Source organism: Planctomycetia bacterium (assembly GCA_016795155.1).
GTDB lineage: Bacteria > Planctomycetota > Planctomycetia > Gemmatales > HRBIN36 > JAEUIE01.
Genome location: JAEUIE010000015.1, coordinates 187403 through 202834 on the forward strand (window position 1 = coordinate 187403; position 15432 = coordinate 202834).

The window sequence follows — 15432 nt, forward strand, 5'->3', positions numbered from 1 at the left end:
CTATTCTCTATCGAACGTGTCAAAGTATCGTCTGGAACATGGTTCGCATCATTTGCCAAGAGGACTGCTGTGACGTAGGCTACACACCAATAGTAACGACTATAACGGCTCTAACGCGGGCATCTGGGCGTTCATCGTTAGAGAATGGCCTTTTTCAGGATTCGTCAGGATATGCCAGTTTATGTACGTTAATATTGTCCAAGAGCTTATGGCTCTGACTCTTTCTGATTACACGGTCTTGATTACCCGGATGGATTAGGCGGCACAACAGCATGCCATTACGCTTCGCCTTTGCGCTGCACGATCATCAGCCTGTCGGCAATTTCGACAGCGTGATGTCCCAGGCTTATAACGACGCCTATTTTCCATTTCTCGATATTATCAGCCAGTATCCTGAACTCGCCTTCAGCCTGCATGTTAGCGGGCCGCTTCTCGAATGGCTCGAACGCAACAAGCCCGATCATCTTGGTGATCTGAAAGAACTCGTCAAAGCCGGTCAGCTTGAAATTCTGGGTGGTGCATACTACGAACCCATTCTACCGTTGCTGCCACGTCGCGATCGTGTGGGGCAGATTCGTCGTTATACTGAAAAACTCAAATCGGTATTTAATTGTGATGTCCGCGGCATGTGGCTCGCAGAACGTGTCTGGGAACCGAGCCTGGTGACCGATCTTCTCGAAGCTGATATTGAGTATACCCTACTAGATGATTATCACTTCAAGCAAGCTGGCATGGAAGAAGACGACCTGCATGGCTACTTCCTGACCGAAGACCAGGGATTTCTGCTTCGTATCTTCCCTATCAGCGAACCACTGCGCTACATGGTTCCCTGGAAAGATCCTTCGGAAGCCATTGCCTATCTCGATCTGCTGGCAGAAACCTATCCTGATTCGGTAGTCGTCTGTGCGGATGATGGCGAAAAATTTGGCTCATGGCCTGGCACCAATACCTTGTGCTACCAGAATCAATGGCTCACGAAATTCTTTGACCTGCTGCTCGAACGGCAGGAACAGGAAAAGATACAACTGGTTACGTTGTCGCAGGCGTTGGATGAAACTCCGCCTCTCAATACCATCTATCTGCCTGAATGCAGCTACCGCGAAATGACCGAATGGGCTTTACCAACAAGCAGGCAACTCAAACGACAGAAGTTGTTGAAGCAGTTTGAAGGCAAGGGTGTGCAGGAAGAAATCAAGAATAACCTGCGTGGCGGCATTTGGAGAAACTTCGCTTCCAAGTACCCTGAAGTGCGCGAGATGCAGGCTCGAATGATTGAGGTCAGCGATCACGTTGCTGCCGCTGCATCCAATCCTTCGATTGAGACAGCGATTCATGAACTCTATCGCGGCCAATGCAACTGCCCTTACTGGCATGGGGCGTTCGGCGGATTGTATCTGCCTCACCTACGCCAAGCCATTTTCAAGCATTTAATATCGGCGGACAATGTTTGTCTGCCTGACGATGTGGCTGCAGGTCAGCGGGTGGATATTGAACTGCATGATTTCAACCTGGATGGGCGGCGCGAACTGCGCATTGCTACGGCACTCTATGTTGCTTACTTCTGCCCGCATCAGGGTGGCATGCTTTACGAACTGGATATCAGGCCAGTGAAATACAACCTGCTGGCAACTATGACCCGCCGGCCCGAACCTTACCATGAAACGATCAAGCAGATCGGTTCGAGCAAGGTACAAGCGGGAGTCAATCCCGGGCAGCCGGCACAGTTCAAACAGGCTGAACTGGATCAGCAGCTGGTGTATGACAAGTATCCTCGCAAAAGTCTGATCGATCATTTCTTTCCTCTCGATACCACACTGGAAAACGTGGTGAAGCACAACGAGGAAGAATTGGGAGATTTTGTTCAAGGCCCATACATCAGGCGATTGATCGACCGTGACACACATCAAAGACTGCGTCTGTATCGACAGGGTAAAGTACGCAGCGATACCGTGCATGTTTCCAAGGAAATTGTCGCATCGGCAACCGCCAATACTTTAACAGTGCGTTATCGACTGGATGATTTGCCTGCCAAGCCAGATTATTATTTTGCTGTCGAATTCAATTTCGCAGGATTTCCATCAGATCAAGATGATCGCTACTATTATCATGCTGGCAAGAAGAATGCAGGCCCAACTCAGACATTGATTGATTTGAAATCTACCGATCATCTGGGCGTAGTAGATGAATACCTGGGGCTGGACTGCAGGTTGCAGACATCATCACCCGCAGGCATCTGGGCATTTCCAATAAGAACTGTCAGCCAGTCTGAAGCAGGATTTGAACTGGTACACCAGGGCGTTACGATGATTGCTTACTTCCAGCCACAACCGGACCCAGCCGGACACTGGGAAGTTGAAGTCGTATTAAAAATAGATGCACACCGACGTAAATCAGGTTAGTCATGCGTGTTGGCATCTTTGGCGGTTCATTTGATCCTGTCCACATCGGACATCTCATCCTTGCCGAGCAGTGTCTGGAACAAGGCATGCTGGATCGTGTCGATTTTGTTCCTGCCCCACGACCGCCGCATAAAGCGCAAGGTACCCATGCCAGCTTCGAGCAACGCGCTCAGATGTTATCTGCGGCACTCCAGGGACATAGCCAGTTTAGTGTAAACACTTGTGAACAGAATCGGCCTGGATTGAGTTACACGGTAGACACGCTGCGCCATCTGCACACCAGCGAACCAGGGAATGAGTGGTATCTGATTTTAGGCATGGACAGTGTACATGATCTGGAAACGTGGCGCGACCCACAGGGAATAGCAAAGCTCTGCACGTTGATGATTGTCAAGCGTCCAGGCATCAAACTGGATGAGCCACCTGAGTATTTCCGTTCGCACTATGTCGATGCACCATTGATCGAAATCTCCAGTACCGACATCAGGCAGCGAGTGGCAGATCAGAGGTCGATACGATACCTTGTCCCTGATTCTGTGAGAACAATTATTGAGAAAGAAAAATGGTACCGCCCTGTCAGCGGATAACAGCTCCCTTCACATCAAGCAACTGGGCTGAAGCCAGATTGTTGCCGAACTCCTTCTGATTGTTGAATGTCCAGACGACTCGTTTCTTACGGTCGATTTCAATCAGTTGCGGGTTTTCCTTGCCAGCATGACAGTTGCCAATGATGATATGCCCATTGGGGAGAACCTGAAGGGTGGTTACCCAGGCTAGTGTGATACCAGGGAGGTCTTTCTGGTCAACCTGCCAGACGATTTTCTTTTCTGGTGTTACCTCCAGAACGCGGTTGTTATTACCTCCTGCAATCAGCGTATTACCATTCGACAATCGCACAGCTCCATAAACCTCCACGCCGTGACCTTCCGGCCCATGGCCATTGCTGCGCGGGCGGTCATTCAGGTCGAGATAGAATTCCCAAATCAGTTTGCCTCGAGAATTATACTCGCGCACACAGCCATCACCTTCATGACATACCAGGTAATGGCCATTGGTCAGCACGCGAGCCATTCTCGTGTCACGATGATAATGAGGATTCTTCAGTGCCAATGGAAACTGTTTGACGATCTTTCCACCCTTGTCGACTTCGATGATTCTGCCATTTCCCGATTCAGCGATCATGGTTGTGCCATCATTCAGACGTTGAAACGCATGGATTTCGATCTTGCCGGTGTAACCCTCTCGAGGCTGAGCCTGGTACTTCCAGACAATTTCTTTCTTGGGATTGATTTCGACTACTTCAGTGTGATTCAGATGCGTGAGAATGTTGCCGTTGGGCAGGAGATGAAGATCGTGAACATCGTGTTTGCAGGGATATTCCCATTCGACATTGCCATCCATGCCGATGATGGCAATCTTCCCCGTAGCACGGTCTGCCGCCAGCACCCTGTGACGTACTGGTTCGTCACCAACTGCTGATGCCAGTGAACTTAAAGCGAACAGCAGTAATGCAACAGGTCGCAACATGTAATGCCCTCATCAATGTGTCATGGTGTGGTCGGAGGAGCCCAGATGGTAGCTGCAATGTAACGAAATTCACTGGATGTATCATTAAAATAGTAGACGGTAACCAGTTTACCATCGCTTCGAAGAACGGTACGTGGATAGCCCAGATCCCAATTGCCTCCATCTTTGCGCAGGATGATATCCTGGCTCCAGGTTTTGCCCTGGTCGCTGCTGATCTTGGCTCTGATGCCAAAAGGAGCACGGCGATAGCCGTACGTCACTACCAGTCTGCCATCAGGCAATTTCAGCATATGAGCCGGGTTGCCTGCATTGTCAATGCGGTTATCTTCTTCCAGTTTCCAGGTCCTTCCGTTATCTGATGAGCGATAGGGTTCAATCCACCAGCTTTTGGTCTGATCTGAATCAGCACGTCGGCGAATGAAAGAAAGCAACTCATTCGCTGACAACCGCACGGTGGATGGCATGATGGAGTAGCCACCTTTTCCGGGCTGAGTTCCGATCCACGACTGGAACTGCCAGGTCTTGCCGCCGTCTTTGGTATGAGCTGCAAAGGGCCAGCCTTCGTTGCCATCTTCTTTGGCAGCGGTGAGGTAAGCTGTCATTTCATGCTTGCCCTGTATTTCGTAATCGGAGCGGGCAAATATCCCCTTGCGATCAAATGTGGGCAACAAATATGGGCCATGCCAGGTTTTGCAGCGGTCATTGGACCAGTAGAAGTGTGAGTAGCCGTGGTTGCTACCCTTCATGCGAAATTGCATGGCAAAATCGGTATGTTTGAAATCAATGCTCTCGGTGCAGGGTTGGGGAGTAGCTTCTTTACCTTCCTTATTGAGGTATGAAGGCAGTTCGATTTTCCAGGTTCTGCCACCATCCACGCTGCGTGCAAATCGGGGCACCTGCGGCTGATTGCCGTCAATAGTGTGGCCGTTGGGATTATCCTTGTGGTAGCCTAGTGTAAAACCAACAACAATTTCACTGCCCCAGTTCCAGATGCCATTGTTGGCAGGCCAGCCGCCAAAGCGACCATTTTCGCGGAAGACTATGGAGTTCTCAGCCTTCACGTCGTGGTGCATCAGTGCAGGTGACAGGAGGCATGCGATCAGGAAAGTGAATGAATGCATAACATCATTGGCCTTGCAGGAGTTCAACTCTGGAGAGGTTCATTATAACATCTTCTGGCAGAGTCGATAAAGATTGTGAGTGACATGAAGATCAAGTGCAAGCCCGATGACTTTCGAGTGGAAGAATTGACAACGTGCGAAGCGGGTAGCGTAGGGGAATTCACTTATTATCAGTTGGAAAAGCGGAGCATCGGCACACCGGAAGCCTTGAAGCAGCTTTGTACCGCCTGGCGTGTTGATCAGAAACGTGTTCGCTATGGTGGATTGAAAGACCGGCACGCACACACCATGCAGTATCTGACCATTGAACACGGCCCGCAGCGAGACTATCAGGATCAATTGATCTCCGTTCGCTGTCTGGGGAAGCTCCAAGAGCCTTTTGGTCCACAATCATTTCATGGCAATCACTTTACTATTGTGATGAGGGATGTTTCCAAAGAGGAATATCCACTTATCATGCATGAGCTTGAAGCAATCAATCAGACGCTTATTGGCAATTATTTTGACGACCAACGGTTTGGATCAGTGAGCAGCGATCAGCAATATGTCGTCCGAGCATTGATTGATGGCAATGAAGAACTGGCGCTTCGGCTGGCACTGACCACCTACTATGAGCACGATAAATCAAAAGAGAAAAGAGCCAAACAACTGCTTACACAAGAGTGGGGTAACTGGAAATCATTGTCGAATAAACTGCCTCCAGGATATCTGCAGGGGATTGCAAGGCATCTTGCACAGCAGCCTGATGATTATCGTCGGGCGTTTACACTTATCCCATATTTCTTGCGAAACATGTATCTGTCTGCTTATCAAAGTCATCTTTGGAATCGGATGTTGCATGCATGGATCATGACTCATTTCCCTCAGGAACATTCAGGCTTCATTCAGCAGAAACATCATCAGTTAGCCATGCCGGGACTTTTGGATGAGGAAACCCGAATTCAGTTGAAGGAACTGACGATTCCACTGCCATCATCCCGTTGTGAACCGTTGGCAGGTCATCCAGCGGAAGAGGCAATTCAATCAGTATTGGCTCAAGAAGGGCTGAGCATGAAGGCTATTCAACTGAAGCAATATCGCGAACCATTCTTTTCGAAGGGAAATCGCAATGCGTTTTATCAGCCTGCAGAGTTTGCATTTGAAACAGGCTGGGACAAGCTGCACAAGGGCCATCGCAAAATAACGATGAAATTTTCCCTGCCCCGCGGGTCGTATGCAACGCTGCTGGTCAAGCGGGTTACGACATGGAAGAGGATTTCTGAATCGTAATTCATCTCGATTTCAAGGCAGGGTTGTTTTACACTTTTATCATGAGTGATATGACACAAATCCTTAACGCACTGGATGCAGGAGATCAGTCTGCTGCTGGTTCGCTATTCCCGCTGGTCTATGACCAGTTACGCAACCTGGCGGCATTCCATATGTCGAGCGAGGCAGTGCAGCATACTTTGCAGCCGACAGCCTTGGTGCATGAAGCATTCATGCGGCTGATGCAGGCTGAAAGCGGTTCGACGCCTATTTCCTTTACCAGCCGCAGACATTTCTTTCTGGCAGCATCAGAAGCGATGCGACGCATCCTGATTGATCATGCCCGTGGCAAAGGTCGAGTAAAGCGAGGAGGCAAGCTAGCGCGAATGCCACTCGAAGATATTGCCGGTACGCTGACGGACCCTGGAGAACTGCTTTGCGTGAATGAACTGCTCGACAAGTTTGCGGAGAAATGGCCAAGGCGAGCGGAGCTTGTTAAACTGCGACTTTTCTCCGGCTGCACTATTCCAGAGTGTGGCGAGTTGCTGGGTATCTCCGCTTCCACGGCGGAAGACGATTGGACTTATGCCCGGGCCTGGCTGGGACGTGAATGGATGAAGTCGAAAGATCGTGACGATACTACCAGCGAGTAATACTGCTTGATGCATTTACTTGTTGTTTGAGATTGCCTGCAATTGTTCCTTCCAATGATTGACTGCATCAAGCTTATTCCAAGCCTGATACAACTGGATGCAGGAATGCATCAAATCGGCCTGCACTTCCCGATACACCAGTTTCTGTTCTCCCTTGGGATTAGATTGCTTCAGCATCTGCCATCCTTGATGCAACAGTTTCTCTGCTGGCTCGTACTGCCTGAGCCCCGTCAGTGTATCTGCATGGATAGTATTTAGCTTCGCCTGCTCCCATGCAGGTTTTCTTGATAAGCTTTGCTGCAGTTTCAAGCATTGCAGAATAAGTGGTTCTGCTTCAGTGTATTTTTTCTGCATATTCAAATTGTTGGCGAGTTGGGAAAGTGCAAATTGTTGTGCAGCAGGATCGGTACTAGACATCTCAGTTGATAATTTTCTTCTTAACTCTTCAGCTTGTTCAGGTTTACCAAGCCGTTCGAGACTGTCTAGGTATCGAGTGACCGCAGTGAGTTGCTCTTGATTGGTTGCTTTGAAGGAGTTCTTCATCTCCTGCATCAAAGGTGAAAGTAGTTTTACAGCTTTGTCCATGTCACCAGCATATTGGTATGCAGTTGCCAGATGGAGCGTGGCTTTTCTGGTGTTCGTTGCCTGGGTACCTTCCTTGCCGAGCCAATATTGGTAGTACTTTTCGTAGACAGAAATGGCCTTGTTTGCATGCCCTTGTTTCTGATATGCAAGAGCGAGATCAGGAATAATGGCCAGGGTGTCAAGATTCTGATCTCCACTTCGTTTGCGTCGTGCTTCGTATACCTTTTCGAGTAAAGCTATAGCCTTATCGTCCTGATCTTCTACAAGGTAAGCAGCTCCCAAAGAGTGCATGCTCATCAATGTGTATTCATGGTTGTCGCCAAACTTCTGGGTAATGGGTGTTATCGCCGGTTCCAGCAACTGGATTGCATCCTGGTGACGATTGCCTTTTCTCAAGCAGTTAGCCGTATGGATGCAATTAATCAAAGTCTCCGGATGCGTTTTGCCATAAAGGCTGGTGTAGATTCGTTCCAGCTTTTCGTACATCGGCAGGGCTTTGGTATGGTTCCCATCGAAGTTGTAACAGAGTGCCAGGATGCGTGTTAAATGCAAGGCAACAGCATGATCTTCAGAAAGAATTTTAATGGCTGTTGCGTAATCAGGCTCAAGCAGCTTGATGGCTTCAGGAACATTGCCGGTTCTGGCGATGACATATGCCAACTCCGCCCGACTCGACATGACGTACTCATTATCCTTTCCATACTTTCTTGTTCTTCGTTCAATCAGTTTTTCCCAAAACTCTTTCGCCTGCGGATAGTGTCCCAGTGAAGTATGAGCAGCAGCCAGGCGATGGAGTGTATCGAGTGTCTGCTTTTCATCTTCTCCAAGGAGTCGTTCTTCTTCCTTAAGAATTCCAGGCAGCAAAGATATTGCTTCTCGATAGTTGCCGATCCGGACCAGAACATCCGCCAACTCTGATTTGTATAGCGGAATAATCGATGGATCAACATCCTGAATAGGCTCAATCAATTCAACAGCACGTTTGAAATGTGCAACTGCCTGTCGATGCTCTCCTACTTTGACAAGCGATCTGCCGAGGGTTCTGCGAATGACTGCTTCGTGATATGGTTTATCCGTAAATCGTCCTTCGATGGATATGGCTGCGTTCTGAATGGCATCAGTCAGTGAAATCTGAGGATTAACTTTCTGTCCGCGCGATTTCTGCCATGCTGGGTCGGCCTGGCGGAAGACATCAACCAGGAAAAAATCAATAATCGAATTGGATATCTTAATCTGCTCATCCGTTTTCTTTTTTTCCTTTTCAACCTGTTCAAGGCGTGTTTTGGCAACCGATTCTGCTTCCGATGCAGCGTTGGCATGTTCTTCCGATTTGAACATCGCCCAGGTGGTGCCCGTTAAGCCGGTCAGCAGAGCCAGGACTACTAATGAAGCAGCAACAACAAAGCCACGGTTCTTGACCACAAATTTCTTCAATCGATAACTGGCAGATGCGGGGCGTGCCAGAACAGGTTCATCAGCGAGGTATCGCATCAGATCCTGAGCCAAGGCTTCAGCTGAGGTGTATCTGCTTTCGCGATCCTTTTCCAGCGCTTTCATCACAATCGAGTCAAGATCACCTCTAATCACCGAAGATCGAGAAGTGCTGGCTGAACCCAGAAGTGAATCACGCTTCATCACGGCAATACTTGGCTTGGCTGGCTCTCGTTGCCGAATCGCCTGCAGCATCGAAGACAGTCCCGTCTTTTCAAAATCTGATCGTGGAAAAGGAACGGTGTCGGTCAGTATTTCGTACAGAATGATTCCCAGAGAATAGATATCTGAGCGTGTATCGATATCGGCTCCAAACGCTGACTGCTCAGGCGACATGTATTCAGGAGTCCCCACCAAGGCACCAAATTCGGTCTGCAACAGGGGATTCAGGTTTTTGTCCTCAAGCGATTTCACTGTACCGAAATCGATGATGCGAGGAACAGGCTTGCCATCGACCGTGGTAACCAGAATATTGCTTGGTTTCAGGTCGCGATGAATGACACCTTTCTGATGAGCATGATGAATAGCCTGGCAAATCTGAATCATGATCAACAGCCGAGCCTTCATGGATGATTCGGAAGACTTGAAATACCGAGTCAGGGTTTCACCCTGAATATACTCCATGACAAAATAGGGACTGCCATGTGCGGTGATGCCAGCATCAAAGACTCTGGCAATGCCTGGATGATTCATCAGCGCCAGTGCCCGCTGTTCCAGTTCAAACCTGGCCACCATGGATGGCAGAGCAATATGCCCGCGAATAATCTTGATCGCTACCTGCCGCTGCACCGGTTCCAACTGATCTGCCAGGAAAACCGCACCCATGCCTCCTTCGCCCAGCAGTTTGTTGATGCGATACTTGCCTTCAAACAGACAGCCTTGAGTCAACTGAGTGTGGAGTGATTCAACTCTGGTATCAGTGGAAGCAGTGTCAGTATGCTTTGATGCAGCGCCTTCATATAGCTGATGAGCCTGCAGCAGATGAACAATATCCTGACGCAATAGCGTATTGCCATTGCAAGCACTTTCCAGAAACGCATCACGTTCGGACAAAGGCAGCTTGCAAGCCACTAGGAATATTTCACTTTCCTGCATACTAACCTCGTGTTTCAGTTAATACAGGTTCTGCAAGGATCATAGTAATATCGTGGTAATCATATCGTGTACTAAGATAAGCGATAATCCGCCAGAAAATCCCCGTCTTGTTTGAGTTCAACTATCCTGGAAATGAGATTTTTAAGAAACAGGTATGATTCATTTTCAGTCTTTGATCGTCCGCCATGCTTTTCGGATTTTCTGTTCAATTTCTTCATTGCCAACCAGGTGATACATCTGTTTGAGGAACAATCGCAGCCTGTCTGATTTTCCAGGTGGTCTGTATCGATCGACAATATCGAGCAGCCACTGCGCCGTAGCTTCATCCTTTACCTTAACAAAGAGATGATCCCTGATATTACCGCCAACGAGGTAACTTATATTGGCTTCTGGAACTTCATAAGGTGGGCAGAGATGCCAGCCATCGCCCTGCACTACCGTTTTGCCGCGATATTCTTTAACCCGCGTGCTGGCTGTGAAAGTACTCCACACAAAATAACGGCGTGGCAAACCGTAACTGATGACAGTGACTACCTGACCACTGATATCATCTTCGGTCACGAGTCTGCCGTACAGCGGACCGAATTCCAGGCGATGAGGCAATTGTCCTTCCACATTCACGTTCATGTAATGGAGATGGACGGGTACATCGGGCACTGACAGATTCCCTGCGATTTCCGCAACAACCGTTGCCGATATTCAGCTGAAAATACCATTGCGTGCCGTAGTCGTCGAGCATAAAGTGCCAGCAAATTCGTACTATTTCAACCAAATGAGCAGCCTTGGAACGATTATTCTTTGCAATTTGGATGTCCATTCGAAACAATACTCGCTGATGGTTGATCTACGAAGTTTTCAGCCCGCGAAAGTTACCCATGATGAATCGACGAACTGCAATGATCTCACTTCTCTCTGTGGTGCCTTCAAGCATCGTGTTTCTGATGCAGCCAGAAAGTGTGGCATCGGAAAACCCTTTACAACTGAAGCTGACATTACGATCAAGAGCATCTGCGCCCGGACAGCCAGCGGTAGCTGCTTCAATGAAGCCGGTTTCATGGAATCCACATAAGACGGCGATCATTGTCTGCGATATGTGGGATCAACACTGGTGCAAATCCGCTGCTCAGCGGGTAAACGAACTGGCCGTGCCCATGAATGAGATGCTTAAGACAGCCCGTTCGCAAGGCGTGAAGATCATTCATGCTCCCAGCACTTGCATGGATTTCTATAAGAACAGCGGGCAACGACGTCATGCCATGGAGGCTCCTTTTCATCAAACGCCGATTCCGCTGGCAACTACCCAGCGATGGGGCACAGCCTGGTGCTGGCCTGACAAATCGCGAGAAGGAGTTCTGCCCATCGATGATTCCGACATGGGATGCGACTGCGAGAAGAAATGCGAAATACGATCACCGTGGACTCGGCAAAATTCTCTCATTGAAATTGCGGATCAAGACGCGATCACCGACAACGGCCAGGAAACCTGGAACCTGCAATGTCAGCATCAGATCGACCATGTGATCTTGTGTGGCGTGCATTTGAACATGTGTGTCTTGGGCAGGCCCTTTGCTATCAGGCAAATGGTCAAACTCGGCAAAGATGTCGCCTTAATGCGGGATATGACCGATACGATGTACAACCCAGAGAGACCCCCATGCCAGACGCACTTTGCTGGCACGGATCTAGTGGTTGAACATGTGGAGCGTTACTGGTGTCCCAGCTTTCTGAGCAGTGATATTACTGGTAAGCCTGCATTTCGATTCAAAGGTGATACACGCTGAGAGCAGTCTTAAAAGAAAAACGCCGCGCTGACATTGTCAGCGCGGCGTATGTATTTGTATCCAATCTTGTTATTTCTTGGCAGTTTTGCGGAAGGATGGATCAAGATCGAATCTGTCAAGATTCATGACCTTGTTCCATGCAGCAACGAAGTCGTTCACAAATTTCTGCTGAGCATCATCGCTACCATAAACTTCTGCAATGGCTCGAAGCTGTGAGTTGGAACCGAAGATGAGGTCTGCCCTGGTGCCTGTCCACTTGACCTCACCGGTCTTACGGTCTTTCCCTTCGAAAAGCCCTTCACCTTTGTCCGACTTCTTCCATTCCGTATTCAGATCGAGCAGGTTGAGGAAGAAATCGTTGGTAAGAGTTTCCGGGCGTTTGGTGAACACACCCAGCTTTGAATTGCCGGTATTGGCGTTCAAGGCTCGCAAGCCACCGACCAGCACAGTCATTTCAGGGGCAGTGAGCTTGAGCTTGTGAGCGCGATCTACCAGCAGTTCTTCAGCAGATTGAGGCAGGCCAGCACGCAGGTAATTGCGGAAGCCATCAGCTTTTGGTTCCAGTACAGCAAACGAATCAGCATCGGTCATTTCCTGAGTTGCATCCATGCGTCCCGGAGAAAACGGTACGGTTACATTGTGCCCTGCCTTCTTCGCAGCTGATTCGACCGCTGCACATCCTCCCAGAACAATCAAGTCTGCCAGCGACACTTTCTTGCCACCAGTCTGAGTCTGGTTGAATTCCTGCTGGATTTTTTCCAGAGATTGAATCACCTTGGCTACGCCAGCCTGCTGGTTGACTTCCCAGTCTTTCTGGGGAGCGAGTCGAATGCGTGCACCGTTGGCGCCACCTCGGAAATCACTGCCCCGGAAGGTGGATGCTGATGCCCATGCTGTCGTTACCAGTTGGGAAACGGGTATGCCCGCTTCAAGAATCTTACTCTTGAGGCTGGCAACATCCTTTTCATCGATCAGGGGATGATCGACATCAGGGATGGGATCCTGCCACAGTTGGGCCTTAGGAACTGATGTTCCAAGCAAACGGGAAACTGGTCCCATATCGCGATGAGTCAGCTTATACCAGGCTTTGGCAAAAGCTTCATCGAACTGATCGGGGTTCTCGTGGAATCGTTTCGAGATCTTGGCATAGGCAGGATCCATCTTCAATGCTATGTCGGTGGTGAACATCATGGGAGCATGCGACTTGGATTTGTCGAATGGGTCAGGCACTATTCCCTTGGCGTTCTCATCAGTTGGGGTCCACTGCCAGGCGCCTGCCGGGCTTTTGTTCAGTTTCCAATCATAACGGAACAGGTTATCGAAATATCCGTGCGACCACTTCGTTGGTGTGGCAGTCCAGGCGCCTTCCAGGCCGCTGGTGATGGTGTCGCCCGCCTTGCCTTTGCCAAATTTGTTTATCCAGCCAAGCCCCTGCTCTTCGATGTCGGCTGCTTCAGGTTCCGGCCCTACATTCTTATCCGGGCTGGCTGCACCATGTGCTTTGCCGAATGTGTGCCCACCTGCGATTAAGGCAACCGTTTCTTCGTCATTCATGGCCATGCGACCGAATGTTTCGCGGATGTCGCGAGCAGCAGCCAGTGGATCAGGTTTGCCATTGGGGCCTTCAGGATTGACATAAATCAAACCCATCTGCACAGCTGCGAGAGGGTTTTCCAGTTTACGATCGCCAGTGTATCGTTTGTCATCGAGCCATTTGCCTTCTGGTCCCCAGTAGATATCTTCCTGCGGTTCCCAGACATCTTCACGGCCACCGGCGAATCCAAAGGTCTTAAATCCCATCGATTCGAGTGCACAGTTGCCTGTGAGAATCATCAAGTCGGCCCAGGAAAGTTTATTCCCGTATTTCTGCTTGATTGGCCAAAGTAGTCGGCGAGCCTTGTCCAGGTTGGCATTATCGGGCCAACTGTTAAGCGGAGCAAAACGCTGGGTGCCGTAGCGAGCGCCACCGCGACCATCTGCAACTCGATAAGTGCCTGCACTATGCCAGGCCATGCGAATAAAGAATGGTCCATAGTGTCCATAGTCGGCTGGCCACCATTCCTGGGAATTGGTCATCAATTTCATGATGTCTTTTTTCACTGCATCCACATCAAGCTTCTTGAATTCTTCCGCATAGTTGAACTGCTGCCCCATGGGATTTCCTGCAGGCGAGTTCTGATGCAGAATGTTCAACTTCAACTGATTGGGCCACCAGTCCTTATTGGTGTAATTGTTCATCGGAGCGGCAGCCTGTTGAGCAGGTACCGCTTTTTTAACACTGATGGTAGCCCCGGTTACCGGGCATGTGCCGCCGGATGCCATCAGAGCTTCGGTATCAGAATGTCCACCAGCAGGCGGTGAAGCAGGAGCAGTCTGTGCAGGAACACTGGTAGCCAGGCACAGAGCTGCAATGCCTGTTGCCAATGAAGCCAGTCGTGTTGACTTGCGGATTGTCATTTACGTTCTCCCTGGAATTCGAGATTCTGCAAGGCAGTCGGTATGCTGAACATCAGCCTTGCTCCAAACATTAGTATCGCGAAAACCGAACTTGCGTCCAATGCATTGCAAGGATAACTGCTATGCATAAAATGCATAGCAGAACAATAAATTGGACAAGGAGATTCTATTTGGAACTGGAACAATTGCGACATTTTCTGAAAGTAGCGGAACTCGAAAATTTCTCTCGCGCTGCCGAGCATATTCAGTTATCTCAGCCATCGCTCAGCAGGTCGATTGCCAGGCTCGAGGAAGAACTGGGGCAACCACTCTTTGAGAGACAATCCCGCCGGGTTGTCCTCAATGACGCTGGTCGGCTCCTGCTGGATCATGCCCGCAATATCCTTCTGATGGCTGACGATGCCAAAGCTGAAATCTGCGATGATGGACAGTCAGGCAAAGTCCGCGTCGCCGCGATTCCTACCATCGCACCTTACTTTCTTCCCGAATGTCTGCAGTCGTTTCATCTGCAGTTTCCCAGGGCACATGTCATTGTGCAGGAAGATACAACCGATAATCTGTTGAAGAAGATCGCAGAAGGTGAAGTGGATATAGCCATCGCTGCCTTACCCATAACTGCGAAGTATGTCGAAGTAGAACCTCTGTTTGAAGAAGAGTTGCTACTAGTTACCAGTAACGGTCATCCACTCGCCCACAAGAAGGCCATTCGAGCCAATGATATCGAAGAACTTCCCTTCGTGCTGCTCGGTGAAGCGCACTGTCTCTCAGATAATGTAATTACTTATTGTCGACAGAAATCGTTTCACCCTGTTTCCGTTGAACGTACGAGCCAGCTGACCATGGTGCAGGAACTTGTAACCCTGGGGCATGGCATCAGCCTCGTTCCCGCCATGGCGTGTGCTCGCGATACCAGCAACACCCGTGTGTACCGTTCTCTGACCGGTCAGAAGCCCACTCGCATAATTGCCATGATTTCCAACCCATACCGTTATCACAGCAAGCTGGTGCGCCAATTTCAGGAACATGTAAAAAAAGGCTGGAAGGCGTAATGGGGTAGTTTCGATTCAATTCAGTC

The 15432-nt window shown here is 49.5% G+C and carries 10 protein-coding genes and 1 pseudogene; 6 read left to right on the forward strand and 5 right to left on the reverse strand.

Features of this window, described 5'->3' with window-relative positions:
* Nucleotides 1-272: 272 nt before the first annotated feature.
* Nucleotides 273-2399 carry a DUF1926 domain-containing protein gene (locus JNJ77_07020; GenBank protein ID MBL8822323.1) on the forward strand — a complete coding sequence of 709 codons (2127 nt, stop codon included), beginning with the start codon at nt 273-275 and terminating at the stop codon, nt 2397-2399.
* A 2-nt stretch (nt 2400-2401) separates the two neighbouring features.
* On the forward strand, nt 2402-2986 hold the full coding sequence (locus tag JNJ77_07025; protein MBL8822324.1) for a nicotinate-nucleotide adenylyltransferase: 585 nt from the start codon (nt 2402-2404) through the stop codon (nt 2984-2986).
* Here the strand turns inward: JNJ77_07025 and JNJ77_07030 are convergent.
* Complete coding sequence (locus JNJ77_07030) at nt 2976-3926, reverse strand: PQQ-binding-like beta-propeller repeat protein (GenBank protein MBL8822325.1); 951 nt, start codon at nt 3924-3926, stop codon at nt 2976-2978. The two genes, JNJ77_07025 and JNJ77_07030, sit on opposite strands and share 11 nt — an antisense overlap.
* A 20-nt stretch (nt 3927-3946) precedes the next feature.
* Nucleotides 3947-5047 carry an exo-alpha-sialidase gene (locus tag JNJ77_07035; protein MBL8822326.1) on the reverse strand — a complete coding sequence of 367 codons (1101 nt, stop codon included), beginning with the start codon at nt 5045-5047 and terminating at the stop codon, nt 3947-3949.
* Nucleotides 5048-5131: 84 nt separating this feature from the next.
* On the opposite strand from JNJ77_07035, the gene truD reads away from it, so the two are divergent.
* Both truD and JNJ77_07045 read left to right on the forward strand, forming a co-directional pair.
* The gene (gene truD / locus JNJ77_07040; protein ID MBL8822327.1) at nt 5132-6316 is read left to right on the forward strand and encodes a tRNA pseudouridine(13) synthase TruD; all 1185 of its coding nucleotides are present in this window, start codon (nt 5132-5134) and stop codon (nt 6314-6316) included.
* Between the two features lie 41 nt (nt 6317-6357).
* On the forward strand, nt 6358-6948 hold the full coding sequence (locus JNJ77_07045; GenBank protein MBL8822328.1) for an RNA polymerase subunit sigma: 591 nt from the start codon (nt 6358-6360) through the stop codon (nt 6946-6948).
* Nucleotides 6949-6963: 15 nt separating this feature from the next.
* Here JNJ77_07045 and JNJ77_07050 read toward each other — a convergent pair whose 3' ends face one another.
* Complete coding sequence (locus JNJ77_07050; protein ID MBL8822329.1) at nt 6964-10119, reverse strand: serine/threonine protein kinase; 3156 nt, start codon at nt 10117-10119, stop codon at nt 6964-6966.
* Nucleotides 10120-10284: 165 nt separating this feature from the next.
* The gene (locus JNJ77_07055; GenBank protein MBL8822330.1) at nt 10285-10776 is read right to left on the reverse strand and encodes a hypothetical protein; all 492 of its coding nucleotides are present in this window, start codon (nt 10774-10776) and stop codon (nt 10285-10287) included.
* Nucleotides 10777-11099: 323 nt separating this feature from the next.
* Between JNJ77_07055 and JNJ77_07060 the strand changes: the two are divergent.
* Nucleotides 11100-11900 (forward strand): annotated as a pseudogene (locus JNJ77_07060) (protein-signal peptide and transmembrane prediction).
* 69 nt (nt 11901-11969) lie between these two features.
* Here JNJ77_07060 and katG read toward each other — a convergent pair.
* The gene (gene katG / locus JNJ77_07065; protein ID MBL8822331.1) at nt 11970-14222 is read right to left on the reverse strand and encodes a catalase/peroxidase HPI; all 2253 of its coding nucleotides are present in this window, start codon (nt 14220-14222) and stop codon (nt 11970-11972) included.
* A 305-nt stretch (nt 14223-14527) separates the two neighbouring features.
* Here katG and JNJ77_07070 point away from each other — a divergent pair, with 305 nt between their 5' ends.
* The gene (locus JNJ77_07070) at nt 14528-15406 is read left to right on the forward strand and encodes a LysR family transcriptional regulator (protein MBL8822332.1); all 879 of its coding nucleotides are present in this window, start codon (nt 14528-14530) and stop codon (nt 15404-15406) included.
* Nucleotides 15407-15432: the final 26 nt, after the last annotated feature.

Bases quoted from the DNA above. Each gene is read 5' to 3' on its own strand.
- JNJ77_07050 (MBL8822329.1), bottom strand. From the start codon at position 10,119: ATGCAGGAAAGTGAAATATTCCTAGTGGCTTGCAAGCTGCCTTTGTCC.
- truD (MBL8822327.1), top strand. From the start codon at position 5,132: ATGAAGATCAAGTGCAAGCCCGATGACTTTCGAGTGGAAGAATTGACA.
- JNJ77_07020 (MBL8822323.1), top strand. From the start codon at position 273: ATGCCATTACGCTTCGCCTTTGCGCTGCACGATCATCAGCCTGTCGGC.
- JNJ77_07045 (MBL8822328.1), top strand. From the start codon at position 6,358: ATGAGTGATATGACACAAATCCTTAACGCACTGGATGCAGGAGATCAG.
- JNJ77_07030 (MBL8822325.1), bottom strand. From the start codon at position 3,926: ATGTTGCGACCTGTTGCATTACTGCTGTTCGCTTTAAGTTCACTGGCA.
- JNJ77_07035 (MBL8822326.1), bottom strand. From the start codon at position 5,047: ATGCATTCATTCACTTTCCTGATCGCATGCCTCCTGTCACCTGCACTG.
- katG (MBL8822331.1), bottom strand. From the start codon at position 14,222: ATGGCATCCGGCGGCACATGCCCGGTAACCGGGGCTACCATCAGTGTT.
- JNJ77_07025 (MBL8822324.1), top strand. From the start codon at position 2,402: ATGCGTGTTGGCATCTTTGGCGGTTCATTTGATCCTGTCCACATCGGA.